The sequence below is a fragment of the Rothia sp. HMSC069C04 genome (assembly GCF_001812895.1).
Taxonomy (GTDB): Bacteria; Actinomycetota; Actinomycetes; order Actinomycetales; family Micrococcaceae; genus Rothia.
The window spans coordinates 40,284-65,880 of sequence record NZ_KV810755.1 but is presented as its reverse complement, the minus strand read 5'-3'; the positions used below and the strand labels follow the sequence as shown (position 1 = coordinate 65,880).

Below are 25,597 nucleotides of genomic sequence, written 5' to 3'. Positions count from 1 at the left end.
CTTTTCCCCGTTTGTACCGCGCGCTACTTAAACGCACGTGCCCGGGTCTTCACTCAGTGTGAGTGAAGACCCGGGCATTGTCGCGTCTGCTACTCTCCGCCACCTATCGCGGCGAAAAGCGTGAGCGTTTTATGCGCGGTTCTTGAGGTACTCGGAGACCAGGAACGCGATTTCCAGGGACTGCGAGTGGTTCAGACGCGGGTCGCACAGGGACTCGTAGCGGTCAGCCAGTGCTGCCTCGTCGATAGCGTCGGAGCCGCCCAGGCATTCGGTCACGTCGTCGCCGGTCATCTCCACGTGGATACCGCCGGGGAACGAGCCCAGAGCCTCGTGCACCTCGAAGAAGCCGCGAACCTCGTCGAGCACGTCGTCGAAGCGACGGGTCTTGTAGCCGGAGGGCACGGAGATAGTGTTGCCGTGCATCGGGTCGGTAACCCAGACGACCTTCGCGCCTTCAGCCTGCACGCCTTCAACGATTGCGGGCAGCTTCTCGCGGATGTTCTTCGCACCCATGCGGGTGATGAAGGTCAGGCGGCCGGGCTCGCGGTTCGGGTCGAGCTTGTCGATCAGTGCGAGTGCATCCTCAGTAGTGGTGGTCGGGCCCAGCTTCACGCCGATGGGGTTGCGGACCTTGGAGAGGAAGTCTACGTGTGCATCGTCGATGCCGCGGGTGCGCTCGCCAATCCACAGGAAGTGTGCGGAGGTGTCGTAGGGCAGGTGGGTGCGCGAGTCGATGCGGGTCAGGGCACGCTCGTAGTCCAGCACGAGTGCCTCGTGGCCGACGTACATGTCGGTGGTCTTGAGGGCTTCGAAGTTCACGCCGCATGCTTCCATGAACTTGAGGGCGCGGCCGATTTCGTTGGCGGTCTTCTCGTAGCGCTCATGCGCGGGGTTGGAGGTGAAGCCGCGGTTCCACTGGTGCACGGCGCGCAGGTCTGCGAAGCCGCCCTTGGTGAAGGCACGCACCAGGTTCAGGGTGGATGCGCTGGTGTGGTAGCCGCGCAGCATACGCTTGGGGTCGTGTACGCGGGCTTCGGGGGTGAAGTCGAAACCGTTGACGGTCTCGCCGCGGAAGGAGGGCAGGGTGACGTCGCCGCGGGTTTCCATGTCTGCGGAGCGCGGCTTGGAGAACTGACCCGCCATGCGGCCCATCTTCACCACGGGCATGGAGGCACCGTAGGTGAGCACAGCAGACATCTGCAGGATGGTCTTGACGCGGCCGGAAATCTTGTCGGCGGTTGCACCAGCGAAGGTTTCTGCGCAGTCGCCGCCCTGCAACAGGAATGCGCGGCCTTCAGCAACCTCACCGAGTGCCTGGCGCATGGCGTCGACCTCACCGGCGAAAACGAGCGGCGGTACCGAGTTCAGCTCGGCGATGGTGCTCTCAAAATCTTCGTGCTCGCTCCAGGTAGGCTGCTGGTCAATGTGCAGCTGACGCCAGGTGTCCAGGCCGTGGTCGGGGGCCTGCGAGGTGCTGAGGTTTTGATTGCTCATCTTCACTCCATTGGGATGGTCTTGTGCGTTTTCTGATTCAGCCGCCGTTTCGGGTGCTCGGCGCGCCGTGTGCGGCGTGCTGGCTTGCGATTCTTCAGGCTGAATAGACCTAATTGTACTCTTGCTTGCTTCAACACCTAACCCTGCAGTCAGGTACATCTCACATGTTTAGATGGCGCCACCCGGTGTCGGCGATACGAGGGGTGAAAAGCGCCCTGACAGAACGGCATACGAAAGGGCGGGATGCGGCACGTACCGCATCCCGCCCTCTGGCGCATGTGTGTATCTGTCGTATGTGTGCACCCGGGGTGCTGTCTCAGGGTGTTGTCTCAACGTTTAGCGTTGCAGGTGTGCGACCGCCTCATCAGCGCTCATGTTTTTATCAGCCATGAGCTTCTTGACGCGGTCGGCGTACACGTCCACGTATTCCTGGCCGCTGAGGGCACGGATCTCGGAGCCAATACGGTCGGCGATTTCACGCTGAACGCGGTGGCTCAGGTCTGAGCCGTCGGTGTATTCCTCGAAGGTGAGGGGCTTGCCGATAATGGTACGCACCTGGATGGGCTTGCCGTCATGGCGCAGACGGATACGGTTCGAGCCGGAGGGCTGAATCAGGTCGGTACCGATCTGTCCGACGGGCACTACGGGCACGCCTGCTTCAACTGCGAGGCGGGCGACACCGACCTTGGGGCGGTAGCCGCGTCCGTCGGGGCTACGGGTGCCTTCGGGATAGATGCCGATGATGCCGCCGTCCTTGAGGACCTGCGCGCCGGCATTGAGGGATTCCTGGCTCTTCTGGCCGCCGGAGCGGTCCATGGGAAGCTGGCCGACGCCGCGGAAGAACGCCGCCATGGCACGGCCCTTCACGCCGGGGGTGGTGAAGTAGTCGCTCTTGGCGAGGAAGTTCACGGTGCGAGGCATGGCGAGAGGAATGAAAATGGAGTCACAGAACGCCAGGTGGTTGCTTGCGACAATGTAGGGACCCTCGGGCAGATTCTCAAGGCCCACCACGTCATGGTGGTACAGTCCCTGCAGCAGGGGGGAGCCAAGAATCTTGAGCGTTGAATAGAGGGCGGCGTTAGGCATGGGGTCTCCTCTCTGAATGTTCCCGGCTCAATTCTAGCGTGTCTGGAGAGGCGCGAGAGAACGCGCGATAATTAAAGAAAAGAGAACGATTTTTCTGCGCACCGGTGTATTGGGTGCGCTGGAGGCGATATACCAGCATCGGCGCTGTGCCCGCGGTAGCCGGTCGGGGTACGCTATAGAGCCTGCACCTGCGTTCATATTCGCGCAGGTTGGCTAAGGAGGACCATGAGCATTTTTGATAACTCGTTGGAGCCGCTCAAGCGGATGCGCCGCAAGGCTCGCGAGCGCAGGCTTCTAGCGACCCAAAATGTTAAGGACTCCCTGGCGCGTCGCCTCGAGGGCGACCAGGAAGCATTCGATCACTCCCCCGTTTCCTTTAGTCCTAACCCTGCGCAGCATTCTGTGGGTATTTTGCTGGTGCACGGTTTTACGGGTTCGCCGCACAGTATGCGCCCGTTGGCTCAGCGTTTCATGAAGCTTGGTTATGCGGTAGAGATGCCGTTGCTGACCGGTCACGGTACTCATTGGAAAGATTTGCGCGATAGCACCTATGAGCAGTGGCTGGCTTCTGCCGAGCAGGGGTACCGCCGCCTGACCGATCAGGGTCTGCGTGTGGTGGTCATTGGTATGTCGATGGGCGGCACGGTGGCGACCCATCTGTCGGCGCGCCTGCCGGTGGCGGGTACGGTGCTGATTAACCCCTATATGGTGGATGTGAACCCGATGATGCGCCACGCCGGTAAGGTGTCGAAGGTTCTGCCGATGCTCAAGGCGATTGGTTCCGATATTGCGGTTCCTGGCGTGAGCGAGGGCGCGTATTCTATCGTTCCGACGGCGGCGGTGCATCAGTTACATCTTTTGGGTGCTGAGACGCGTGCACTGATTCCGCAGTTGAAGGCGCCGGTTCTGTACGCGCGTTCACTGGGCGATCATACTGTGTCGGATAGCTCCCACAAATATTTTCTCGAACATTGTTCAGTTCCTGTAGAATTTAGGTGGCTGACCCGCAGCTACCATGTGGCAACGCTCGACTACGACGCCGAGTATCTTTTCTCTACTGTTCAAGCTTTTGTCGCATCCCTAAACCACTAAATTCTGACAGTTCCGCCCGCTGCACACCGGCGAATGCATCACCCGCCGCGGCGAGCAGAACAACCAGAAAGCCATCACGGCACCTCGAGCATTCGAGGACAGCCCGCGGCCCGGACCGCCCGAGCTTACGCCCTGATTTGAAAGGCGCATTATGAAAGTCTTCTCCACTCCCGCTGAGGTTCTTGTCGACCCCTCGCTGAACCTGACAAGCATTGTTGAGCGCCACCGAGCCGATAGCTCCAACCCGGTGCTGTACCGCCGTCAGATGTCGCCGGGTAACTGGCAGCCGGTTCGAGCCCAGCAGTTCCACCAGATGGTGACCGACCTGGCTAAGGGCATGATTGCTGCGGGTATCCGCCCGGGTGACCGTGTGGGCATTATGAGCCGCACCCGCTTCGAGTGGACCGTCATTGACTTCGCCATCTGGTATGCCGGTGCTGTCTCCGTGCCGGTATATGAGACGAACGCTGCCGCCCAGGCTGCATGGGCGCTGTCCCATTCTGAGGCTGTCGCCATCTTCGTCGAGGATGAGAAGCTCCTGAATCGTGTGGCTGAGGCTGAAGAATACGCCGCTTCCACTTCTGAACCGTGCCAGCTCAAGCACCGCTGGGTCATTGAGAACGGTGACCTCGATACCCTGAGCACTCGCGCCTCCGAGGTAAGCGATGAGCGGCTGGAGCAGGTACGTTCCGCAGCCGGTTGTGACGACCTCGCGACCATTGTGTACACCTCCGGCACGACCGGCCGCCCCAAGGGTTGCCCGCTCACCCACGGCAATTTCCTGAACCTGAGCGCCAACACGCGCTTCGTGGAAAGCGAAATTGCGAACCCCCGCAACTCGTCGATTCTCTTCCTGCCGCTGGCCCACGTGCTGGCTCGCCTGATTCAGGTGCTGGCCCTGGACGCCGGTGTGGTTATCGGCCACTCCCCGAACATTAAGAACCTCGCGGCCGACCTTGATAGCTTCAAGCCGACCATGCTGCTGGTGGTCCCCCGAGTCTTCGAGAAGGTGTATGAGGGGGCCAAGGCCAAGGCAGAGAAGGGCGGTTCTCTCAACAAAGCTCTTTTCGACCGCTCGGTGGACATCGCGATTGCCTGGTCGAAGGCGAAGGTCACCGGACATGTATCTTTCAAGCTCGCGGCGCAGTACGCCCTGTACGACCGTCTCGTGTACTCCAAGCTGCGTGCGGCTCTGGGCGGGCAGCTACACTACGCGGTCTCCGGAGGCGGCCCGCTGGGCGAGCGCCTCGCGCACTTCTTCCACGCGGTGGGCGTGCAGGTCATCGAGGGCTACGGCCTGACTGAGACCTGCGCTCCCATCGCGGCCGGGCGTATCACCCCGTATCAGATCGGTAGGATTGGCCCGCTTCTTCCAGGTGCCGAGGGCACCATCGCCGAGGACGGCGAGCTACTGGTGCGCGGTGTGGGCGTCATGAAGGGGTACTACAAGAACCCCGAGGAGGACGCCCAGGCGTTCACCGAGGACGGCTGGCTCCGTACCGGCGACCTGGCCGAGTTCGACGAGGCCGGGTTGCTGAAGATTGTGGGACGCAAGAAGGAAATCATCGTCACCGCCGGCGGCAAGAACGTCATTCCGGGCATTGCGGAGAACCATCTGCGTACCTCTCCCCTGGTCTCCCAGGCCATGCTGGTGGGGGATGAGAAGCCCTTCATCGCGGCCCTCGTGACCCTGGATCCGGATACCCTGCCCGAGCAGCTCGAGCACCTGGGGCTGCCGCGCTCACTGTCCATCCCGGAGGCGGCCGTGCATCCGGCGGTACGCGCCGCCGTGCAGCGAATTGTGGACGAGGCGAATCAGCTGGTCTCGCGCGCCGAGGGTATCCGCGAGTTCCGCATCATGAACCGCGATCTGACCGAGGAGGACGGCTATCTGACCCCCTCGCACAAGATTCGCCGCGCGAAGGTGCTGCAGGATTTCTCCTCCTACGTGGACGAAATGTACGGCAAGGTTTCTGATAGCACGTCGGATTCTTTGGCTCGTCTGCAGGAGTACGCGGCGGAGCAGTCTGAGAAGTTCGCTGAACTGCGTGAGCAGGCTGCCGAGCGTCTGCACGAGTATGCGGACCACCAGGCGGAGCGTCTTGCCGAGCTGCGCGAGCAGGCGGCTGAGAAGTTTGAGGAGCTGCGTGAGCAGACCGCCGAAATGATGCAGAAGCCTCAGGAAGAGAAGGTTGAGGCTAAGGACGACGCTAAGAAGTCCGATAAGTCTGAGAAGGCTGAGGATTCTTCCGCTGAAGCTCCGGCTGAAAAGACAGAAGCTAAGAAGGCTGAGAAGAAGTCTGAAAGCGACAACGCCTAACCGGCTCTAGCTACCGAAACGAGAGGAGGGGGTCGTACCGCTGTGGTACGACCCCCTCCTCTCGTATATTGGCTCGTGTATGTTGACCGCCCATAGCATTCGGCTTCCGGGCGTTATCTAGCCGGCGTTAGTTGGCGGGCTCGTTGAATTCCAGACCGAGCAGCGCGTTCTCAACGATTTCGGTCAGTGCCGGGTGAATCCAGTACTGGCCGCGTGCGAGGGTGCGCGCATCCATGCCGAAGCTCATTGCCTGCAGGAGCGGCTGGATGAGCACGGAGGACTCTTCACCGACCAGGTGTGCACCGAGCAGCTCACCGTTGTCCTTACGGGCAATGAGCTTGCACAGGCCAATCTTGTCTTCCATTGCCCAGCCGTAGGCGGTGTCGCCAAAGTTCTGTGCCTTGACGGTAATCTCAAAGCCTTCACGTTCAGCCGCCTGGCGCGCCTGCTCTTCGGTCATGCCGACCACAGCAATCTGCGGGTTGCTGAAGACGGCAGCCGGTACGTAGCGGTGGTCGCTGGCACGCAGGTCCTCGGGGTGGCTGAGGTTGTGCTGCACAACGCGTGCCTCGTGGTTTGCCACGTGCTTGAGCTGGTAGCGGCTGGACACGTCGCCGAGGGCGTAGACGCCGGGTACGGGCGCGCCGTTGTAGAGCACGCGCTGGTACTTATCGACGCTGAGCTGGCCGCCGTCCTGCACGTCGAAGTAGTTCTTCGCGTTGAGGGTGTCGGTGTTGGGGCGACGACCGGTTGCCACGAGCACAGCGTCTGCCGGGATTTCGAGCAGTTCTTCACCGTTCTCGGTAGTGTGCTTAGCTACGACGGTCACACTGCCGTCGGCGTTCTCACGGATTTCGGAGAGGGACGCATCCTTGACGATGTTCCACTGCTTGCTTGCGGCTTCTTCGAAGCGTGCCACGACCTCTTCATCCACGCCGCGCAGCAGGCGGGAGGAACGGTTCAGCTGGGTTACATCGGTGCCGAATGCGGAGAAGACGTGGGAGAACTCTGCCGCAATCACGCCGCCGCCGATGACGACCATACGGGCGGGCAGCTCGTCCATGCGCATGACGTTGTCATTGGTGTAGACCTTGGAGGAGTCGATACCGGGTACGGGAGGCAGCACGGCGCGTGAACCTGCCGCAACAACAATCTGGCGGCCCTGCAGGCGGGTGCCGTCGGTCAGCTCGACGGTGTGGGAGCCGACGAAGCGCGCGTACTGGTCGTAGAAGTCGACGTTGGGCAGACCGGCACGCCAGTTGCGGCCGCCTTCAACAATCTGGTCAATGCGGGAGGCAAAGATACGGTCACGAATCTGCGCCCAGTGCACGGCGTCTACGTGTGCGTCGACGCCCAGGTGCTTGACCTCGCGGGTCTTCTGCGCGATGGTCGCCGGGTAGACGTACATTTTGGTGGGGATGCAGCCAACGTTCAGGCAGGTGCCGCCGAAGATACCGCCGTCGATGAGGGCGACCTTCTTGTCGTCCCATTCGGGGCCGATGAGGGTGTTGCCGGATCCGGAGCCGATGACGATGAGGTCGTACTGTGCTACGCCGTCAATGCGTTCTACGTTCTCGATGCTCATGTGGTCCTCTCGTTGTTGGTGTTGAGGCTGGGCTCGTTCCCAGCGTGCCCCTCGATAGCGGGGTTATTTCTGTTACTGCCACTATAACGCGTGGAGGCTACCGGCTATTCCCACTATCTGGTGTCAATGTTGACGGATATGCGAAAGGTGCGCCGTCCCAAAGAACCACAGCGCTGAGAACACAGCGGTTCTTTGAGAAGACGCACTCAAGCGTTGAGAACTATTCGAGCCCGCGGATTAGTGACGCGTATATGTCTGCGCTAAGAGGTCAGCGATTAGATGTCTGCCATAAGCCCAGCCAGCAGACGGGTGAAGTCAATGGCGGGATCAACCGATTCTTCGTCGGGCCAAAAATGAATCGGGTACGCCGCACCCTGGGCGCGTTGCAGCACGGGGCTTTCAGCGAGCACCGGCTCTGCGACAAGATCGCCGAAAAGGGAGCGCATTTCGTCGCGTCGGTAGCGGTGTTCGCTGTCGTTGGGGCGCATCTTGTTGATAACTACTCCCGCACCGTCAATGCTGATGCCGCTTTCCTGTTGAAAGCGCACGATGGCGCGCAGGGTTCGTTCGGTGCCCGCCACGGAGAAAAGGGAAGGCTCTGCGACCGAAAGGATGCGCTCGCTAACCGCCCAGCCCATCGAAGACAGGGTTCCGAGGAACGGCGGGCAGTCAATCAGGATGACGTCGTAGGCGTCCGCTGCCGCCTCCACCATGCGCTTGAATCGGCGGATGAACGGTGCCGCTTCCTGCCGGTCCACGAGGGTGGAACGAGCCGAACCGCGCGCCACCTTCACGCTACCGGTGGTCACGGGGTTATTGGTCAGCAGGGTGGGTTTGCCGACGAGCGCGTTCCAGGAGGAGCTACCGGCTTCCTCCGCGAAGGCGCGCTCATTGGAGCTGGCGATCAGGGAGGCAACGTCGGGGATGGTTTCATCCACCGCCAGACCGGTGCTGGCGTCGCCGTGGGGGTCGAGGTCAATAACGAGTGTGGAGAGTCCGCTGTGTAAAGCTGCGGACGCGAGCCCCAAAGTGATGGACGTTTTGCCGACGCCACCTTTGAGGCTGCTGATACTGACGATGCGGGGCATGCAGGTCCCTTTTATGAGTGAGGTGTAATGCCCCTTTATTTTAGCGAATCTTCGCTTTTCTTCCGGGTCTGACAGGGGTGTATCTTGAGTTTTTTCTCAAGTGAGCAATGAATATTCTCTCAGGCTTAAAGGTTCTGCCCGCGCTCGCTACCCGATAGGTAGTGAGCGCGGGCTGATTCACGTTTTGTGTTTTATGCCTGTGCGCGGCGGGCACGGCGGGCGGCAAGTTCGTCGCCTTCGAAGTTTTCGTGCATTTCTTCGCCGGGCTGACCGTTGAGGTTCATTTCGATTTCGCGCCAGACGCGGCCAATCGCGATACCGAAGACACCCTGACCTGCCTGAACCAGGTCAATGACCTCGCTCGGGGAGGTGCATTCATAGACGGTGGTGCCGTCACTCATCAGGGTAATGTTCGCGAGGTCGTCAATGCCGCGGGTACGCAGATGCTCGATGGAGGTGCGAATCTGTTGCAGGGACACGCCGGTGTCGAGCAATCGCTTCACAATCTTGAGCACGAGCACGTCGCGGAAGCTGTAGAGGCGCTGGGTGCCGGAGCCGGATGCGCCTCGCACGGTGGGTACGACCAAATCGGTGCGTGCCCAGTAGTCGAGCTGGCGGTAGGTGATGCCGGCTGCCTTGCAGGCGACGGCGCCGCGGTAGCCGAGGTTTTCCTCGACGACAGAGACAGGGTCGGTGAAGAGCACGCCCTGTTCACCGCGCGGAGGCGGCGCTACAGGGAAGAGGGTGTCGAAGCCATCCAGGGGCTGATCAAAGCCCTGGGGTGCGTGCGTGGTTGCGACCTCGCCTGCATTTTCGGCTACCTGCTGCTCTAGCACGGTCCCTCCTTTTCGTTAAACCCTTTTAAGTGCTTCACCGCGCCCCATCAATGCGGTCGATGTCGTTCCGGTGTAGACCCGATTCTCGGGGTGAGATTCTAGGGTTGAGGTCTAGAATCTGCGTCTATGATTCGCGTGGCTCCTCTACTGGGTTCCGGCGCGGTTTTCAATACTACACATTGGCTCGACTATTCGGTTCGTAGAACACGATTCGATAGTGCGACCGATGCGCGATAGGCGCGGTTGTTCAATCTATTTTAACTGATAGAGGGCTCTACTTAAAATTGAACCCACCGAAGCGAATGATCTTTTCAGATTCATTCGTACCTCTTTAACGCCCTGTGGGGGTGCTCCTCCCCCGCTATTCTCCTCGCTTTTTCTGGGTATCCATCCCACAGGGGAGTTTAAAAAGTAAATGCGTACGGAGCAGTCCGTACGCATTTACAGCTGAGTTGAGTGAACAGCCTTGGCAGGCCGGGAGCCCCCTGGTGAGAAAGCTCTTCGTGTTGGACGAAGGGGTAGAAATTCCGAGCGTGCCAGCGTCGGCTTCGTCCAAGTCTAGAGGCCGCTACCCGTTGGTAAGGGGTAGGGACTATAGAGGGAATCACCATGGTCAGTGGTGTTTCCCGAGGGAAATCCCCGTTTGGGGTGTGGTAGAACCGCTGAGGGTTTACGAGCAGCAGACTGTCCGGTAGTCTGCGTCTTCGTGCGCCTACTCGTAGGTAGGCATCGCCGATTCGACCAGAGTTGCGTGCAGCTGCAAGCACAACTTGCGGATCTTGTCGGCTCGTTCCTGCGCCTGAGCCTGAGAGGCTGCGTCGCGGCGTGATGCCAGCGGAGCCACCGCAATTTCCACGAGGGAAATTTCGCGGTCTGCCGCTGACTTGAATGCGCGCAGGTGACGAGGCTGAATGCCGTGCTGGGTCAGTTCTGCACTAACGCGGGCAATCAGCACATCGTAATCGGTGTACTCCACATCCGAACCGTCTTCGAGCAGTCCAAAGTCAATCAGCTCGCGAATCAGTTCGGGAGTGGTGTTAGCGTATTCTGCCAGCTCGCGGAGGCTGTAGGTTCGGCCTTCCTGCTCGTCCGGTCCGAGGACGGTATCCAGGACGTCTTCACTTACGGTGGTGGGCATGGAGTTCAGTACGCGACCGGCTTCCATGTCCTCCAGGTGCTGACGGATTACCTTGAGCGGCATGTAGTGGTCGCGCTGCATGGTGAGGATGTAGCGCAGGCGCTCAATATCCGTCTGGGAGTACTTGCGGTAACCGGTTTCGGTACGGCTGGGGTGCACGAGACCGCGCTCCTCCAGGAAGCGGATCTTGGATGCACTAATTCCGGGGAACTCCAGGTCAAGCTGGCTAAGAACCTGACCAATGGTCCGGCTCTTAACGTCACGCGGGTTACGGTCAGAGCCGCCGTTCTCCACGTCCTCTAGTTGAACCTCAGCGTTAGTGAGGTTCTCATCGATGCGTGAGGTCATCTATGTCTTTCGGGTACTTGTTCAGACGATGTCGATACGAGCCGAAATTTGAGTGAGTGGCTCGTTCCCCTGGCGAGGGGTTATCGCAGCGTACCGAACATCTTTGCTTAGTGTTGAGAGTGTGATAGATAAGTTTAGTTGTTTATCACGAAATGATAAACCGCAAACCTTCCAGACAATCTTATAGCCTCACAAGGCATTTTGCTATTCAGTTCACCCTTTTCAGGGGCGTTTTGAACCCAAAAATAACCACACATTCAGACACTTTCCAGCAGTGGCAGTACCAATTTTAACAAAATTCCACTATTGTGAACATACTTTTCCCACATTGGACTGCTTTACAAGGAAAATTTTATCTTCTCGCGATAGTTGAAGTTTTCATCACATTTAACTTGAAAGAGGCTCCCACTTGGGGTTTAGCCATCTTTCAAGCCTCTTCAACAGGTTTAGACACCCTCAAGAAGAACCTTAAATGCGCCCCACTATTTGCGTTTGTGTGCATTTTAAAAGAAAAACGGCGAGACCAATCGGTCTCGCCGTCTCACCACTACGTACCTCTTATCTGAGGCCTATAGAAGGTCTTAGAAGTCTATCGACTTAGAGCTTGTCCAGCTCGGCCTTGTATGCTTCTGCATCCAGCAGGTTTGCCAGGTCATCAGCGTTCTCGGGGCGAATCTCAACAATCCAGCCCTCGCCGTAGGGGTCAGAGTTAACCAGCGCGGGATCATCTTCCAGACCCTCGTTCACTGCGACAATCTCGCCCGCGATAGGAGCGAAAAGATCAGAGACAGACTTGGTGGACTCAATCTCACCGAAGCTATCCTCAGCAGCTACAGAGTCGCCGACAGAGGGAAGGTCGATGTAGACGACGTCACCCAGTGCATCCTGAGCGTGGTCGGTAATACCAACACGGACGGTGCCCTCAGCGGTGAGAGCGGAAACCCACTCGTGCTCAGAAGTGTACGAGAGTTCTGCGGGAACGTTGCTCATAGCAGCGGTGTCCTTTCAGTGTGTTCTTGCGTAGCGCGGACCGTCCCGCGCACGGTGTCGTTCCGTATGTGGGATGACGGAACGTCCTACACCAATTATCACATAAGAAGTAACGCGGGGCACGTCCAAACACCCCCGTACCACTTCTAAGACACTATATTTTCCTTATCCTATCTAGCCGCTCAACAATCACCCCTTCCCAAGGCCCTAGAAGCACCCCTATTACTCACCTCCAGCAGACAGCCATCAAGACACACCAAAAGGCTCAGGGCCCCACACCATGAAGGTGCAGGGCCCTGAGCCTAGGCTAGAGAGCTAAACTCTCACAGCGCCTTAGCGGGAAGAAATGACGCGCTCGGAGAAGCGGTTCGGGTTACCGAAACGGTGTGCGGTAATCGAAACAGCCTGCTCGCGGAGGAAGGGCAGCATCTCGATACGGCCAGCCTCGGTGACCGGTGCGAAGTACACTGCAACATCCGGGCGACCACCCAGTGCCGAGTAGATGGACTTCACGTCGTTACCGATGTAGCGGATACGGGTGCCTTCCAGCGGAGTACCAGCCAGTGCGCGAACCGGGGTCTTAGCGTTCGAAGCCAGGTACTCGCGGAACTGAGCGTCCGACTTGACTTCGTACTTGATGCCCTTGTTCTCGAGGACGCCACGGACGTCGACCGGCAGGTCCTTACCGATGGACAGAGCGACCGGTGCGTTAGCTGCCAGACCGGCGAGCACAACACGCAGGGTCTCTGCTGCGGATGCGGACTCGTCAGCACGAACCAGAACCTGGGTGGGTACGTAGCGCAGGATGTTGCGCTCCACGCCCAGCTTCGAGGGATCGTGACCGAAGCCGAACTCGGTGTCCCAAGCGTGTGCGTCAGAGGAGACACCGCGCTTGATGAATGCGAAGTCCTCGCGCTTGCCCAGTTCGGAGTTCTCGATGGTAGCCAGGGTCTCGCGGACGGTCACGGACTGGGTGACAGCGGTTGCGGTTGCCTGTGCGGGCTCCCAATCGGACAGAGCGATCAGGTAGCTGGGGCCACCAGCCTTGGTACCGGAACCCACGGTGGACTTCTTCCAACCACCGAAGGGCTGACGCTGAACGATTGCACCGGTAATTGCACGGTTGACGTACAGGTTACCTGCCTGAACCTTGGAGAGCCACAGCTCGAGCTCATCAGCATCCAGCGAGTGCAGACCTGCGGTCAGGCCGTAATCGGGTGCGTTCTGCAGCTCGATTGCTTCTTCCAGGGTGTCAGCGGTCATGATACCCAGGATGGGGCCGAAGTACTCAGTCATGTGGTACTCGGAACCGGGCTTGACGCCTTCACGAACACCGGGGCTCCACAGGCGGCCAGTCTCGTCCAGTTCCTTCGGCTGGATGAGCCAGCGCTCGCCCGGGCCGAGGGTGGTCAGACCGCGCAGCAGCTTCTCTTCCGGCTTCTGAACAACGGGACCCATCTCAGACTCAATGTCCTGCGGGTGTGCCACGTGCAGGGAGCTGACGGAGTCAATCAGCTGGCGGCGGAAACGCTCGGACTGTGCCACGGAGCCAACCAGGATAACGGTCGAACCAGCGGAGCACTTCTGACCTGCGTGGCCGAATGCCGAGTAGACGACGTCCTTGACGGCAAGGTCGATGTCAGCGTTCGGGGTGACGATAATCGAGTTCTTACCCGAGGTCTCACCGAACAGGGGCAAGTCATCACGCCAGGAGCGGAAGAGCTCAGCGGTCTCGTAGCCACCGGTCAGGATCAGGCGGTCAACCTCGGGGTGCGAGATGAGCAGCTTGCCTGCAGCACGGTCAACAACCTTGACGAGCTTCAGAACTTCCTTGGGAACGCCTGCATCCCACATGATCTCTGCAATCAGGGCACCGGTGCGAGCGGTGATGGTTGCGGGCTTGAAGATGACAGCAGAACCTGCAGCCAGACCTGCCAGAACACCACCGGCGGGGATAGCGGTCGGGAAGTTCCACGGGGGAACAACCAGGGTCACATCCACGGACTTGTGCTTTGCGCCGTCAATCTTCTCGAGGTCCTCAGCCAGCATTGCGTAGTAGTATGCGAAGTCGATTGCCTCGGAGACCTCGGTGTCGCCCTGCTCCAGGGTCTTGCCAGCCTCAGCTGCCATAACCTCCAGCAGGTCACCGCGGCGCAGTGCAATAGCCTTACCGACCTTGCGCAGAATCTCTGCACGCTCGTGGCCGGAGAGCTTACCCCATGCCTTGCCAGCTTCTTCGGCTTCCTTGATCAGCTTCTCAGCCTCAGCCTCGCTGGTCAGCTCGTTAGCCTTGAGGGTGTCGATGCCCAGCTTGGTGGTCTTGGAACGCTCGAGGATTGCGCGACCCCACTCGCGGTTACCGGAGAGTGCAGGGTCGGTGTCGGGGGTGTTCTCGAAGCGGCCTGCCGGTACGAAGACGTTGTCCTCGTTCTCGGTCAGACGGTTCTGGGTGCGCTTGGATGCGGGAACCTCGTCGGTGACGGAGTTCAGCGCACGCATGAAGCGGTCCTCTTCGCGCTTGAAGATGGACTCGTCGGTTGCCAGGTCGAAGATACCGGACATGAAGTTCTCGGAGGAAGCGTTCTCCTCGAGACGACGGATCAGGTATGCGATAGCAACGTCGAATTCCTTGGGGTTCACGACGGGCACGTACAGCAGCAGGTGGCCAACGCGACGGCGGATGATCTCTGCCTGCTGCTCAGCCATACCAATCAGCATCTCGAACTCGACGCGGTCCTTCACGCCGCGGTCCTCGGACAGCAGCAGTGCGAAAGCAACGTCGAAGAGGTTGTGACCTGCAATACCGAGGCGAACGTTCTTCACGTGCTCGGGGCGCAGTGCGTAGTCCAGAACGCGCTTGTAGTTGGTGTCAGCAGCCTGCTTGGTGTCCCAGGTGGTCAGCGGCCAGCCGTGCATAACAGCTTCCACGATTTCCATGGAGAGGTTTGCACCCTTAACCAGACGGACCTTGACGCCTGCGCCGCCAGCAGCAACGCGCTTTGCAGCCCACTCCTGCAGGTGCTGCATTGCAGCCAGGGTGTCGGGCAGGTATGCCTGGAGCACGATGCCTGCTTCCAGGTCCTTCAGCTGGGGCTGGTCCAGGATCTTGGTGAATACCTCAATGGTGAGGTCCAGGTCCTTGTACTCCTCCATGTCCAGGTTGATGAACTTCTTGGGGGAGGAAGAAGCAGCCAGCTCGTACAGCGGGGTCAGGCGGCGAACAGCAGTCTCAACAACCTCGTCGAATGCCCAGTGCTGGTGGGGGCCGGAAACTGCGGACACCTTGATGGAGACGTAGTCAACGTCGTCACGTGCCAGCAGGCGCTTGGTCTCAGCCAGGCGGTGCTCTGCTTCCTTGTCACCCAGAACTGCTTCACCGAGCAGGTTAACGTTCAGGCGGTTACCGGTCTTGGTCAGCTCTGCGATAGCGTCGCCCAGCTTCTCCTCAGAAGCGTCAACAATCAGGTGACCGACCATCTCGCGCAGCACGCGACGTGCAACGGGAACGGTGGGCCATGCAACCTTGCCAGCCAGCTTGCCGCCGAAGCCAACAGCGGACTTCATGTACCAGGGCAGGAAGGAAGGTGCCAGACCGGAAATGCGGGAGAGGTTGCGACCGGAGACGTTGTCGTCTTCGGGGCGAATAACGCCATCAACAAAGCCGACGGTGAAGGGAAGACCATTGGGGTCCTTCAGAACACCGGCGAGCTGCTCAGCTGCGAAGGTGGGCTTGATCGACTGGGACTCGTTTACCCACTGACGAACAAGCTGACGAGCTTCCAGAGCCATCTTCTGGTAGTGCTCAGATGCGAAAGGATGGGTCATCCTTGACTCCTAACTATCTTACTGTGTGCGGTACACACCACGTTTGGCGATGTCTCTATTTCACCACAAAAGGGTAATAAATACCTCATTAGAAAAACTGAATGTTTTTTCCAAAATTCATTTAGATTTTCTTAATGATTGTGCGGTGAGGTTTTCACCCCGCGCCCCTTACGAACCTCCTGCTCGAAGAGACGAGGTGAAGTTTGTAGCGACATCGCTATCCATCCCTCTCAGGCTAGCACTTTCAGAGCGCAAATATCGAACCCACTTCGTAACAGACGAACACCTCAAAACCAGTCCCAAAAGCATCTTCAACCCCAAGAATCATCACATTCAGCGCGAAAATACTCGCTACACAAGCCAACATGTCGGCACCCCACTTCAGACGTCTCAAAAAGAGCCGGCCGAAAGCCCGCGCGGTACCATAGACAAGAGTCCACGATGAGAGACGCGCCACGGAAGAGTTCGGGAGCACAACCCACCCGAACAACCGGGCGCACCAGGGAGGAAAAACGTGTCAATCTACGATATCCGACGCATGCAAATGCTCCTCGAAATCCAAGAACGCGGCACCGTCATCGCCGCAGCCGAAGCACTCAGCCTCACCCCCTCCGCCGTCTCCCAGCAAATCGCCACCCTCGAAAAAGAAACCGGCACCCCGCTGCTGCAGCGCATCGGCAGGCGCGTACAGCTCACCAGCGCCGGACTCATCATCGTCGACAGCGCCCGCAGCATCCTGCGCGAACTCGACCGCATGCAAACCTCCGTCGCCAACCTCACCGGCGAACCGGCTGGCATGGTACGCCTCGCCATCTTCCAGTCCGCCGCCTTCGCACTGCTACCGGAAACCCTCAGCTACCTTGCCGAACACGCACCCGCACTCACCCTGCAGGTGTTGCAAATCGACCCCGAAACCGGCACCTCCCTAACCCGAAGCCGCGAATACGACATGGTGCTCTCCGAAGCTTACCCGCACCACCACATCCCCGAATACCCCGAACTACACTCCGAACTGCTCACCGAAGACCCACTCAGTCTCATCGTGCCCAGTACCTCCACCATCACCTCAATCGAGGAAGCGCACGCACTGCCCTGGGTTCTCGAAATGGAACAGAACACCTCCCGCAGCTGGGCGCTCAACCAGTGCCGCACCGCAGGATTCGAGCCGGTCATCCGCTACAGCGCCAATGACATGATTACGAACTCCAACCTCGTCAAAGCAGGATTCGCCGTCACCATCGTGCCCGGATTCATCCTCTCCTCCCTCTCCACCACCGAGGGGCTACGCATCGTAGAGCTACCCGGCAAGCCCTGCCGCAAAATCTTTACCGCCGTACGCCGAGAGTCCGCCGCCAACCCCGCCATCGCCATGGTGCGCGAAGCACTGCACCACGCGGTCAAGGTAGCATTCGGCGAACACGAAAAGACCGAAACCGTATAGGAAAAATCAGCCGCCACCCATGCCGGCGCGCTAGACGACACAAAGGTCGGGGCCGTTCCCACGAACGACCCCGACCTTTCACCATGCCTTTTTGAACAGGCGCCTATATATAGAGGTATAAAAGCACACAACAGCGGAGCTACTCCCCCGCCGTGCCCCTCCTTCGTAGGAGCCATAGGAGCCAGCTTAACTGCTAGTTCAGCGAAGCCACCACAGCCGGGCTCTGCACCTCGTAGAACGAAGAGGACAAACCGGCTGCCGTCATATCCAGCACAGCGCTCACATGAACCTGCTTCAACGCAGAACCGGCAACACCCGAAGCCACCTGATAATTCAGCTGAACATCCAGGCGATGACCGCGAGGAATAGCGGTACGCAACTCCAGAACATTCTCGCTACCGGCACCAGCCTGACCGGTCTGCTCGCTACGGCGCACCGCATCAAGATTCAGAGCATCCACAGGAGCCACCAAAGCCGAAGCGCCCAGGATACCCGAAGGCAACACCGCCTGACCCGAGGTAACACGAAGAGTCACCGCGGGATTCAACAACAAACCGGTCTTCGGATCCTGCGCGCGAGCGCGCACCATCAGGCGAGTACCCACCGGCAGCGTCGAATTACCCTCGTTAATAATGCTCAGGCGAGTCGGCAAATTCCGGAAAGCAACAGTACGCGCCGGCTGACTCTGCATAGACACAGCCTGCACACCAGACGTTGCCTTCAACTCCAGGCGGATGCACGACTCGTTATAGCGCATCGGCACCTGCATCAGCGCAGAACTCGCCGCGCCACCGTGCTGTCCACCGCCGCCGCGCTGCCCGCCACGCTGTCCACCAGGACGCTGGGTCACCGGGCTCACGCGAGCGCGCTTACCGCCCGAACGAGTTGCCGCCTCCGCAGCACTCACGCCGCCAGCCACGAGGGCAGCCGAAGCGCCCGCAACCTTCAACGCGGTACGGCGAGAAGCGTTCATCAGATTATTCTTAGTCATTTTCTACTCCCCTAAGCCTTCGCGATACGGTACACGCCGCTAATCGTGCCCTGCCACCAGGTGCCGTAACGGTCAATCGTGCCCACCATCTGCAGGGTGTCACCACCGCCAAGCAGCAGGCTCACGTGCTGAGGCAGGCGCTGCTCGTGCATCGTCTTACCGGTTTCCATGTCCAGCGCGACAGCCCACGCGTAGGCGCCATTCGCCAAACCAGCCGGACCGCGGCGACGCTCACAGGTGTAAATCAGCCCGTCGGCGGCGGAATAGCGAGGAACAGCCGAAGAGTACACATCCTTACGATCCCAAATCTTACGCAGACCGCGGTCGGTAATATCCCAACGCTCCATACCGGGAGCAAAAAGCGCGTTCGCAGGCACCGACGGACCGGCGCCCTCCGGGTACTTCGGGTAGGGGTAGCCGTAGGTGCTTGCACCGACCATCGTGTTACCCACACCGATCATGGAGTTCTCAGTGCCAGAGGTACCGGCAGTAAACAGGCCGGCGCTACCGACCTTCGCGCCATTATTGGTGCGGTACACAATGACCGACTCCTGAATATCAGAGTTATCGGTCAGCATCACGTAATCGGAGCCGTTCGGACCAAAGAACGTCGGGGAGGCACCGGAGCCCCACGCGAGCTTACCCGGCTTGCGGGCGCTACCGCGGTCATAGGCATGCCACCATTTGAGGACGGGGGCACCGGTTGCGGTAGCGTTCAGCATATAAATCGCGTGGGAGGTCACCACGCTCACACCCTGCGGGCACGCCGAAATCGAGTTATCGATACGCTCACCAGCAATCGACGCCTTATTCAGACGCATAGAACGAATCGTGCCGCGGGCAGAGTCAATCACCGCAATGTAACCGTTCTTCGTGGCAACCCAAATGCGACCGGACCAGTCGGGCACCAGGCCAACCACAGCGTCATTGGCGCTCTGGGCGAGCATGCGGCTCAGGTCAATACGCTCATCAACTCGGATGCTGCGTCCGTCAGCAGAGTGGGAGAGGCGCAGCAGGCACTGAGAGCCATCCACCAGAACCATGCGGTCCTGCGCGTCAAGGTAGGCATACACACCACCGAGCAGCGCGCCCTTCGGGATGTCCAAGTGGGAGAGCTCGCGGCCGGTATGAGGGTCAAGGATAGAGAGCTTCGGGGTGATGAACTCGCCGTGGGCGAAGACCTGGGTGCAGAGCACCTGAATGAAGCCGTCACGTCCGGCAAGAATCGTCGGGCAGGCGCCGCCGAGCTTCGTGCCGGTAATCTTCCAGTCACCGGCGCCGGGGCCGGCAAGAGGAGTAGCGTCGGAAGACTGGGCATCACCGTGCATGGTGGTAATGCCGGGTGCGCCCAGGTGCGGATTCGCCTGGGCGTTATAGGTGGGGGTCATGGTTGGTTCTTTCTAACGGTGAGTGGCGCACACCTTCAATGGAGTGCACAAATATGCGCTTTCACATGCGCAAACGTTTCACATTGTAGGGTCAGAAAGCAGTTTTTGACGACACTAAAGGACACCTTGAAACATTGTTCAGGCGACGCTTGAGATCTTCACCTGGAAAGCTCTCAGCACTACCCTTTCAGATTCAAAGTGCCCCTTTAACCCATAGCCACGGACTCTCGCACTCGCGGCGATTATTTTTAGCTATTTCTCCATGAGCGCCTTTGCCAGGGCATCATCAAGAACCAAGTCGGTAATCGCACCCGTACGCAACGCACCGCGCAAAGCACGCACACGGTGAATACCGGACGCAACGCAAATACGGCGCGGAATACGAGCCAGCTCCTTCGGAGTCGGACCGGATGCACGCTTATTCAGCTCCAAATCAGCCCAGGAGCCGTCCTCACGCAGAAGAATCGTACACATATCCCCCACAACGCCCAGCTCACGCAGCTGACGCTGCTCCTGCGCCTCAAAATAGCCACCCGAATACACGTGAGAAGGAATAGGTCCACCAAAAGCACCCACGCCAAAAATAGCGAGGTCAACATTCTGCTGGGCATGCAGATTCTTCTGCACGCTACGCTCACGCCACATGGCGGTCTTGGTGTCCGCATAGTCAAAGAACGCGGGAACCGGAAAATGGATAGTCTGCGCATCATAGGCATTCACCAACTGCCCCAGCAAGGAACCCAAGTACGGAATACCCGAATGGTGCGCATTACCGGCGCCGTTCATCTGCACGACAGTCACGCCTTTCAGAGGACGACGCGGCAGATGACGAGAAATCTCAGTCATCGTTGAACCCCACGCCACACCCAGGCTCGTTCCATTGTCAACCAGGGAATCAAGTAGAGCCGCCGCAGTACGGGATACCTGGCTCATGCGGGCAATGGGGGTGGCGTCCGAACGGACATTCACGAGGGTAACGCGCACCTTATAGCGCTCACCGATGCGGCGCTCAAGCTCGCTACGGGCGCGGAAGGAATCATCTAGACGGATCTGCACCATGCCGCTTTCACGAGCACTTTTAAGGAGGCGCGATACAGTGGCGCGGGAGACTCCCAGACGAGCCGCGATAGCATCCATCGTCATGTTGTGGATGTAGTACAGCTGCGCTGCCTCATAGGTATGGTTAGCGCGTTCGTTCATCTGCCACAGACCCCCAGTGAAAATCCGTTCATACTGCTTGGTTATTATTTCACCATTGGGTTTTACTAAATGCAAGATGAAACCCCCACGCCGCACAAGCGGCAATACAGGAAAGAGCAGTACATGAGCTCCCAGCACATTGCACAGCAGTCTCAGCTGACCGCCGAGTCCCGCGCCAAGGCGCTCAAGAGCATGGTCAACGAAGAACTCGACATCTTGGTCGTCGGCGGCGGCATCACCGGTGCAGGCATTGCCCTCGACGCAGCAACCCGCGGTCTGCGCACCGGTATCGTCGAAGCAGGCGACTGGGCTGCAGGCACCAGCGCATGGTCTTCCAAGCTCGTTCACGGCGGCCTGCGCTACCTCTACAACCTCGACTTCAAGCTCGTGACCGAAGCACTGACCGAGCGCGGCCTGCTGCTGAACAAGATCGCACCCCACCTGGTGCACGCACAGCCCTTCCTGTGGCCCCTGAAGATGCCCGTCATCGAGCGCGCATACTCCGCAATCGGCATCGGCATGTACGACACCCTCGCATTCCTCGGTTCCCGCGGCAACAAGGGCGTCCCCTCCCAGCGTCACTTCACCAAGACCGGCACCAAGGCCGTCTTCCCCGACATCAAGGACTCCGCATTCAGCGGCGCAATCCAGTTCTACGATGCACGCGTTGACGACGCACGCCTCGTCATCGACGTCGTCCGCACCGCTGCAGGCTACGGCGCACTGGCTGCATCCCGCACCCAGGTTGTCGGCTTCACCAAGGATGCATCCGGCCGCGTCATCGGCGCAGAGCTGGCAGACTTGGAGACCGGCGAGCGCCTGAACGTACGCGCAAAGCACATCATCAACGCAACCGGTGTGTGGACCGAAGAGTCCGAGTCCCTGGCTAACCCCGATGCAGGCCTGGAGGTTCTCGCATCCAAGGGTATCCACATCGTGGTTCCTCGCGACCGCATCAACGCAACCAGCGGTATCTTCACCAAGACCGAAAAGTCTGTTCTCTTCATCATCCCCTGGCAGCGTTACTGGATCATCGGTACCACCGACACCCCCTACACCGAGGACCGCGAGCGCCCCGTCGCAACCAGCAAGGACATCGACTACGTCCTGATGCAGGCGAACAAGCTGATCGCTAACCCGCTGACCCGCGAAGACATCATCGGCACCTACACCGGCCTGCGCCCGCTGCTGCAGCCCAAGGTAAAGGACGGCGCAGCATCCACCAAGGTTTCCCGCGAGCACACCGTGACCGAGGTTGCACCCGGCATGAGCGCAATCGCAGGCGGCAAGCTCACCACCTACCGTGTCATGGCTGCCGACGCTGTCGACTTCGCGCTGGGCGAGCAGGCTAAGCAGAACCCCTCCGTGACCGCCAACATCGGCCTGGTCGGTGCAGACGGCTACCACGCAATCGCTGCTAACCGTGCACGCTACGCAGAGCGTTACGGCTGGGATGAGGACCGTATCACCCACTTGCTCGAGCGTTACGGCGCGCAGATTGAGGACCTCGGCGCTCTCATCGACGCTGACCCCTCCCTCGGTGCTCCCCTGGCTAAGGCACCCCAGTTCCTGCGTGCAGACGTCGTCTTCGCTGTCCGCTACGAAGGCGCCCTGCACCTGGAGGACGTGCTGGTCCGCCGCGTACGCCTCGACCTCGAGCAGCGCGACCGCGGCCTGGCAGCAGCAGACGAAATCCTCGACATCATGCGTGCCGAGCTCGGCTGGGACGACAAGAAGGTCAAGGAAGAGCGCGACCTCTACGCCGCACGCGTGCAGGCTATCCGCGAGGCGGAGTCCACCTCCACCGACGCTGAGGCATCGGCAAAGATTGAGGCTGTCACCCCCGTGGCACCTCGTGTGAAGCTCTAATCCTTAAAGATTCCACACATACCTTTCGTAACCGATTATTTGGTACGAACCGACCGTTCACCCCTCACCGAGCATGGGTTATCTCATATTTTCGGTGAGGGGTGGACGAGAGGTTAAATAACCGTTTACGATAATCCCCTGCATAAGAAGCAGCGAGCTAAATACAGGGTTAACCCACTGGTACGATCTGCTTCTCATCCAGAAACATCTATCAATTTTTCGTAGCAACCGCTACACATTTCAGCACAGCGTTGTGCCCCGATCCGCCCGTGCGGTGAGGACGCACGGGAATGCGCAAGCAAAGGTTCGCTTGCCTTCCAGACGCTTCGTCTTCAAGGAGCATCAATGTCTCTTCTTGCTTCCGCAGGAACTGTACTTGCAGCCGGCTCTTCCGCTCTCGTGGATGCATCCGGCGCCCCCACCACCCTCGGAATCTTCGCTTCCGAGTTCTTCGGTACCTTCATCCTGATTCTGCTCGGTGCCGGCGTATGCGCCGCAGTGACCCTCAAGAAGTCCTACGCTAAGGACGCAGGCTGGGGTGTTATCACCTTCGGATGGGGTCTGGCAGTGTTCACCGCCGTGTACCTCTCCTTCCATTCCGGTGCACACCTGAACCCCGCAGTGACCGTCGGCCTGGCAACCGCAGGCCGCGACCTGGCAACCGGTGTTCCCGCAACCGCAGGCAACATCGCCCTGTACATCATCGCTCAGATGCTCGGCGCAATGGCCGGCGCAACCGGAGCGTACCTCACCTACAAGAAGCACTTCGATGAGGACCCGGGCGACCGCCTCGGCATCTTCGCAACCGGCCCCGCCATCAAGTCCTACGGCTGGAACTTGCTCACCGAGATTATCGGCACCTTCGTCCTGATTGGCTGGATCATCGCATCCGGTAAGACCCCCGCCCAGACTGGCCCCTTGGCTGTTGCCCTGGTCGTTGTATCCATCAGTATGAGCCTCGGTGGCGCAACCGGTTCCGCTATCAACCCCGCACGTGACCTCGGCCCCCGTATCGCCTACACCTTCCTGCCCATCCCCGGTAAGACCGGTTCCAACTGGTCTTACGCATGGGTTCCGGTTGTTGGCCCAATCATCGGCGCTATCCTCGCAGGCCTGATCGTTCCGGCAGTTCTGCCCCTCTAAACCTCTCTAATACCCCCGTTCTTTTGTTCTAAGGAAAAATCAATGACGACTTCTCTGCACTCCGCAACCCTCAACGTCGAACGCAAGTACATCCTCTCCATCGACCAGGGCACCACCAGCTCCCGCGCGATCCTGTTCAACAAGGCGGGCGAGAACGTGGCTCAGGGCCAGCTCGAGCACGAGCAGATCTTCCCCAAGGCCGGCTGGGTCGAGCACAACGCAACCGAAATTTGGCAGAACGTCCGTAAGGTCGTAGCAATGGCTATGGCAAACGGCGAAGTCAACCACCACGAAATCGCTGCAGTCGGCATCACCAACCAGCGCGAAACCACCGTCGTGTGGGACAAGAACACCGGTGAGCCCGTCTACAACGCAATCGTCTGGCAGGACACCCGCACCCAGGAAATCGTTGAAGAGCTCGCAGGCGAAGAGGGCGTTGGCAAGTACCACGACATCGTCGGCCTGAACCTCTCTACCTACTTCTCCGGCCCCAAGATCAAGTGGATCCTGGACAACGTTGAAGGCGCACGCGAGCGCGCAGAACGCGGCGACCTGCTCTTCGGCAACACCGACACCTGGCTGGTCTGGAACCTGACCGGTGGTGTTGACGGCGGCGTGCACGTCACCGACGTAACCAACGCATCCCGCACCCTGCTGATGGACATCCGCACCCTCGAATGGGATCCGCAGATTGCTGCAGATATGGGTATCCCCATGAGCATGCTGCCCGAGATCAAGTCCTCCTCCGAGGTGTACGGCTTCGGTCGCGCAACCGGTCTGCTCAGCGGCACCCCCATCGCGGGTATCCTCGGCGACCAGCAGGCTGCAACCTTCGGTCAGGCTTGCTTCGAGAAGGGCATGGCGAAGAACACCTACGGTACCGGTAACTTCATGCTCATGAACACCGGCAACGAGCCCGTCTTCTCCAACAATGGTCTGCTGACCACCGTCGCATACAAGATTGGCGATGCAGCACCCGTCTACGCTCTGGAAGGCTCGGTCGCAATGAGCGGCTCCCTGATCCAGTGGCTGCGCGACAACCTGCGCATGATTGAGCACGCTGCAGAGTCTGAGGAACTGGCCACCTCCGTCAAGGACTCCGGCGGCTGCTACGTTGTTCCCGCATTCTCCGGCCTGTTCGCACCTCACTGGCGTTCCGACGCTCGCGGCGTCATCGTTGGTCTGACCCGCTACGTGAACCGTGCACACATCGTGCGTGCGGCGCTGGAAGCAACCGCATTCCAGACCCGCGAGGTTCTGGACGCAATGAACGCTGACTCCGGTGTTGAGCTCTCCGAGTTGCGCGTGGACGGCGGCATGACCGCTAACGAGTTCCTCATGCAGTTCCAGGCTGACATCCTCGGCGTTCCCGTAATCCGCCCGAAGGTTGTTGAGACCACCGCTCTGGGCGCAGCATACGCTGCAGGTATCGCTGTTGGTTTCTGGAGCGGCGAGCAGGACGTTGTGGACAACTGGGCTGAGGACAAGCGCTGGCTGCCCTCCATGGAGCCCGCAGAGGTTGACCGCCAGTACCGCCTGTGGAAGAAGGCTGTCTCCCGCACCCTCGAGTGGGTTGACGAGGACGTTCCGACCGCCTAATCACAGCACCCGTTGCCTAACGGCACGGCCCGCGTACTAGCGACGCCCCGGCTGCTTCTCCCCCGCTATGGGGTTGAAGCAGCCGGGGCTTTTCGCTGTTTTATGACGCTCAATTCAGCGTTTATTGCGGCGTAATTTCTACAAAAATTAGTGCTGGGGTACCG

Annotated in this window: 17 protein-coding genes; 6 read left to right on the top strand and 11 right to left on the bottom strand. The window is 59.6% G+C overall.

The window, feature by feature from the left end; genetic code table 11:
* Window positions 1-129: 129 nt before the first annotated feature.
* Both HMPREF2879_RS07160 and HMPREF2879_RS07155 read right to left on the bottom strand, forming a co-directional pair.
* Entirely contained in the window at window positions 130-1,494 is a 1,365-nt protein-coding gene (locus HMPREF2879_RS07160) for a class II 3-deoxy-7-phosphoheptulonate synthase (RefSeq protein ID WP_049356190.1), read from the bottom strand.
* A gap of 336 nt (window positions 1,495-1,830) precedes the next feature.
* The gene (locus HMPREF2879_RS07155; RefSeq protein ID WP_070506767.1) at window positions 1,831-2,580 is read right to left on the bottom strand and encodes a lysophospholipid acyltransferase family protein; all 750 of its coding nucleotides are present in this window, start codon (window positions 2,578-2,580) and stop codon (window positions 1,831-1,833) included.
* Window positions 2,581-2,805: 225 nt separating this feature from the next.
* Here HMPREF2879_RS07155 and HMPREF2879_RS07150 point away from each other — a divergent pair, with 225 nt between their 5' ends.
* On the top strand, window positions 2,806-3,672 hold the full coding sequence (locus HMPREF2879_RS07150) for an alpha/beta hydrolase (RefSeq protein WP_070592918.1): 867 nt from the start codon (window positions 2,806-2,808) through the stop codon (window positions 3,670-3,672).
* 151 nt (window positions 3,673-3,823) lie between these two features.
* The gene (locus HMPREF2879_RS07145) at window positions 3,824-5,992 is read left to right on the top strand and encodes an AMP-dependent synthetase/ligase (RefSeq protein ID WP_049353012.1); all 2,169 of its coding nucleotides are present in this window, start codon (window positions 3,824-3,826) and stop codon (window positions 5,990-5,992) included.
* Window positions 5,993-6,119: 127 nt separating this feature from the next.
* Here HMPREF2879_RS07145 and HMPREF2879_RS07140 read toward each other — a convergent pair whose 3' ends face one another.
* The 6 genes from HMPREF2879_RS07140 to HMPREF2879_RS07115 form a co-directional block, all read right to left on the bottom strand.
* A complete protein-coding gene (locus HMPREF2879_RS07140) occupies window positions 6,120-7,577 on the bottom strand; it encodes a mycothione reductase (protein ID WP_070635136.1) in 1,458 nt (485 codons plus the stop codon).
* 275 nt (window positions 7,578-7,852) lie between these two features.
* The gene (locus HMPREF2879_RS07135) at window positions 7,853-8,665 is read right to left on the bottom strand and encodes a ParA family protein (RefSeq protein ID WP_049345252.1); all 813 of its coding nucleotides are present in this window, start codon (window positions 8,663-8,665) and stop codon (window positions 7,853-7,855) included.
* Between the two features lie 191 nt (window positions 8,666-8,856).
* Window positions 8,857-9,501 (bottom strand): MerR family transcriptional regulator, encoded by a 645-nt coding sequence (locus HMPREF2879_RS07130; RefSeq protein WP_049340762.1) that lies wholly within the window; start codon window positions 9,499-9,501, stop codon window positions 8,857-8,859.
* 712 nt (window positions 9,502-10,213) lie between these two features.
* A complete protein-coding gene (locus HMPREF2879_RS07125; protein WP_070635135.1) occupies window positions 10,214-10,987 on the bottom strand; it encodes a transcriptional regulator FtsR in 774 nt (257 codons plus the stop codon).
* 597 nt (window positions 10,988-11,584) lie between these two features.
* Window positions 11,585-11,977 (bottom strand): glycine cleavage system protein GcvH, encoded by a 393-nt coding sequence (gene gcvH / locus HMPREF2879_RS07120; protein WP_070543359.1) that lies wholly within the window; start codon window positions 11,975-11,977, stop codon window positions 11,585-11,587.
* A gap of 333 nt (window positions 11,978-12,310) precedes the next feature.
* The gene (locus HMPREF2879_RS07115; protein WP_070635134.1) at window positions 12,311-15,802 is read right to left on the bottom strand and encodes a bifunctional proline dehydrogenase/L-glutamate gamma-semialdehyde dehydrogenase; all 3,492 of its coding nucleotides are present in this window, start codon (window positions 15,800-15,802) and stop codon (window positions 12,311-12,313) included.
* Window positions 15,803-16,316: 514 nt separating this feature from the next.
* Between HMPREF2879_RS07115 and HMPREF2879_RS07110 the strand changes: the two genes are divergently transcribed.
* Window positions 16,317-17,243 (top strand): LysR family transcriptional regulator, encoded by a 927-nt coding sequence (locus tag HMPREF2879_RS07110; protein ID WP_070543365.1) that lies wholly within the window; start codon window positions 16,317-16,319, stop codon window positions 17,241-17,243.
* Between the two features lie 193 nt (window positions 17,244-17,436).
* Here the strand turns inward: HMPREF2879_RS07110 and HMPREF2879_RS07105 are convergent, their stop codons facing one another.
* The 3 genes from HMPREF2879_RS07105 to HMPREF2879_RS07095 all read right to left on the bottom strand — a co-directional run bounded on the left by HMPREF2879_RS07105 (window position 17,437) and on the right by HMPREF2879_RS07095 (window position 20,822).
* Window positions 17,437-18,234: a transcriptional initiation protein Tat gene (locus tag HMPREF2879_RS07105; protein ID WP_070543367.1), complete on the bottom strand. Its 798-nt coding sequence runs from the start codon at window positions 18,232-18,234 to the stop codon at window positions 17,437-17,439.
* Window positions 18,235-18,245: 11 nt separating this feature from the next.
* Window positions 18,246-19,622: a 6-pyruvoyl tetrahydrobiopterin synthase gene (locus HMPREF2879_RS07100; protein WP_070635133.1), complete on the bottom strand. Its 1,377-nt coding sequence runs from the start codon at window positions 19,620-19,622 to the stop codon at window positions 18,246-18,248.
* A 252-nt stretch (window positions 19,623-19,874) separates the two neighbouring features.
* Entirely contained in the window at window positions 19,875-20,822 is a 948-nt protein-coding gene (locus HMPREF2879_RS07095) for a sugar-binding transcriptional regulator (protein ID WP_070635132.1), read from the bottom strand.
* A 123-nt stretch (window positions 20,823-20,945) separates the two neighbouring features.
* On the opposite strand from HMPREF2879_RS07095, the gene HMPREF2879_RS07090 reads away from it, so the two are divergent.
* From HMPREF2879_RS07090 to glpK, 3 genes are all read left to right on the top strand, one after another.
* Window positions 20,946-22,691 (top strand): glycerol-3-phosphate dehydrogenase/oxidase, encoded by a 1,746-nt coding sequence (locus HMPREF2879_RS07090; protein ID WP_049356207.1) that lies wholly within the window; start codon window positions 20,946-20,948, stop codon window positions 22,689-22,691.
* Window positions 22,692-23,036: 345 nt separating this feature from the next.
* A complete protein-coding gene (locus tag HMPREF2879_RS07085; RefSeq protein WP_049332597.1) occupies window positions 23,037-23,834 on the top strand; it encodes an MIP/aquaporin family protein in 798 nt (265 codons plus the stop codon).
* 42 nt (window positions 23,835-23,876) lie between these two features.
* Window positions 23,877-25,433, top strand: a complete 1,557-nt coding sequence (gene glpK / locus HMPREF2879_RS07080; protein ID WP_049350376.1) for a glycerol kinase GlpK — start codon at window positions 23,877-23,879, stop codon at window positions 25,431-25,433.
* Window positions 25,434-25,597: the final 164 nt, after the last annotated feature.

Excerpts from the sequence above, each read along its gene's own strand:
- HMPREF2879_RS07125 (WP_070635135.1), bottom strand. The coding sequence starts at position 10,987 with ATGACCTCACGCATCGATGAGAACCTCACTAACGCTGAGGTTCAACTA.
- HMPREF2879_RS07100 (WP_070635133.1), bottom strand. The coding sequence starts at position 19,622 with ATGACCCCCACCTATAACGCCCAGGCGAATCCGCACCTGGGCGCACCC.
- HMPREF2879_RS07135 (WP_049345252.1), bottom strand. The coding sequence starts at position 8,665 with ATGCCCCGCATCGTCAGTATCAGCAGCCTCAAAGGTGGCGTCGGCAAA.
- HMPREF2879_RS07160 (WP_049356190.1), bottom strand. The coding sequence starts at position 1,494 with ATGAGCAATCAAAACCTCAGCACCTCGCAGGCCCCCGACCACGGCCTG.
- HMPREF2879_RS07150 (WP_070592918.1), top strand. The coding sequence starts at position 2,806 with ATGAGCATTTTTGATAACTCGTTGGAGCCGCTCAAGCGGATGCGCCGC.
- HMPREF2879_RS07115 (WP_070635134.1), bottom strand. The coding sequence starts at position 15,802 with ATGACCCATCCTTTCGCATCTGAGCACTACCAGAAGATGGCTCTGGAA.
- HMPREF2879_RS07140 (WP_070635136.1), bottom strand. The coding sequence starts at position 7,577 with ATGAGCATCGAGAACGTAGAACGCATTGACGGCGTAGCACAGTACGAC.
- HMPREF2879_RS07145 (WP_049353012.1), top strand. The coding sequence starts at position 3,824 with ATGAAAGTCTTCTCCACTCCCGCTGAGGTTCTTGTCGACCCCTCGCTG.
- HMPREF2879_RS07095 (WP_070635132.1), bottom strand. The coding sequence starts at position 20,822 with ATGAACGAACGCGCTAACCATACCTATGAGGCAGCGCAGCTGTACTAC.
- HMPREF2879_RS07105 (WP_070543367.1), bottom strand. The coding sequence starts at position 18,234 with ATGACTAAGAATAATCTGATGAACGCTTCTCGCCGTACCGCGTTGAAG.
- gcvH (WP_070543359.1), bottom strand. The coding sequence starts at position 11,977 with ATGAGCAACGTTCCCGCAGAACTCTCGTACACTTCTGAGCACGAGTGG.
- HMPREF2879_RS07085 (WP_049332597.1), top strand. The coding sequence starts at position 23,037 with ATGTCTCTTCTTGCTTCCGCAGGAACTGTACTTGCAGCCGGCTCTTCC.
- glpK (WP_049350376.1), top strand. The coding sequence starts at position 23,877 with ATGACGACTTCTCTGCACTCCGCAACCCTCAACGTCGAACGCAAGTAC.
- HMPREF2879_RS07155 (WP_070506767.1), bottom strand. The coding sequence starts at position 2,580 with ATGCCTAACGCCGCCCTCTATTCAACGCTCAAGATTCTTGGCTCCCCC.
- HMPREF2879_RS07090 (WP_049356207.1), top strand. The coding sequence starts at position 20,946 with ATGAGCTCCCAGCACATTGCACAGCAGTCTCAGCTGACCGCCGAGTCC.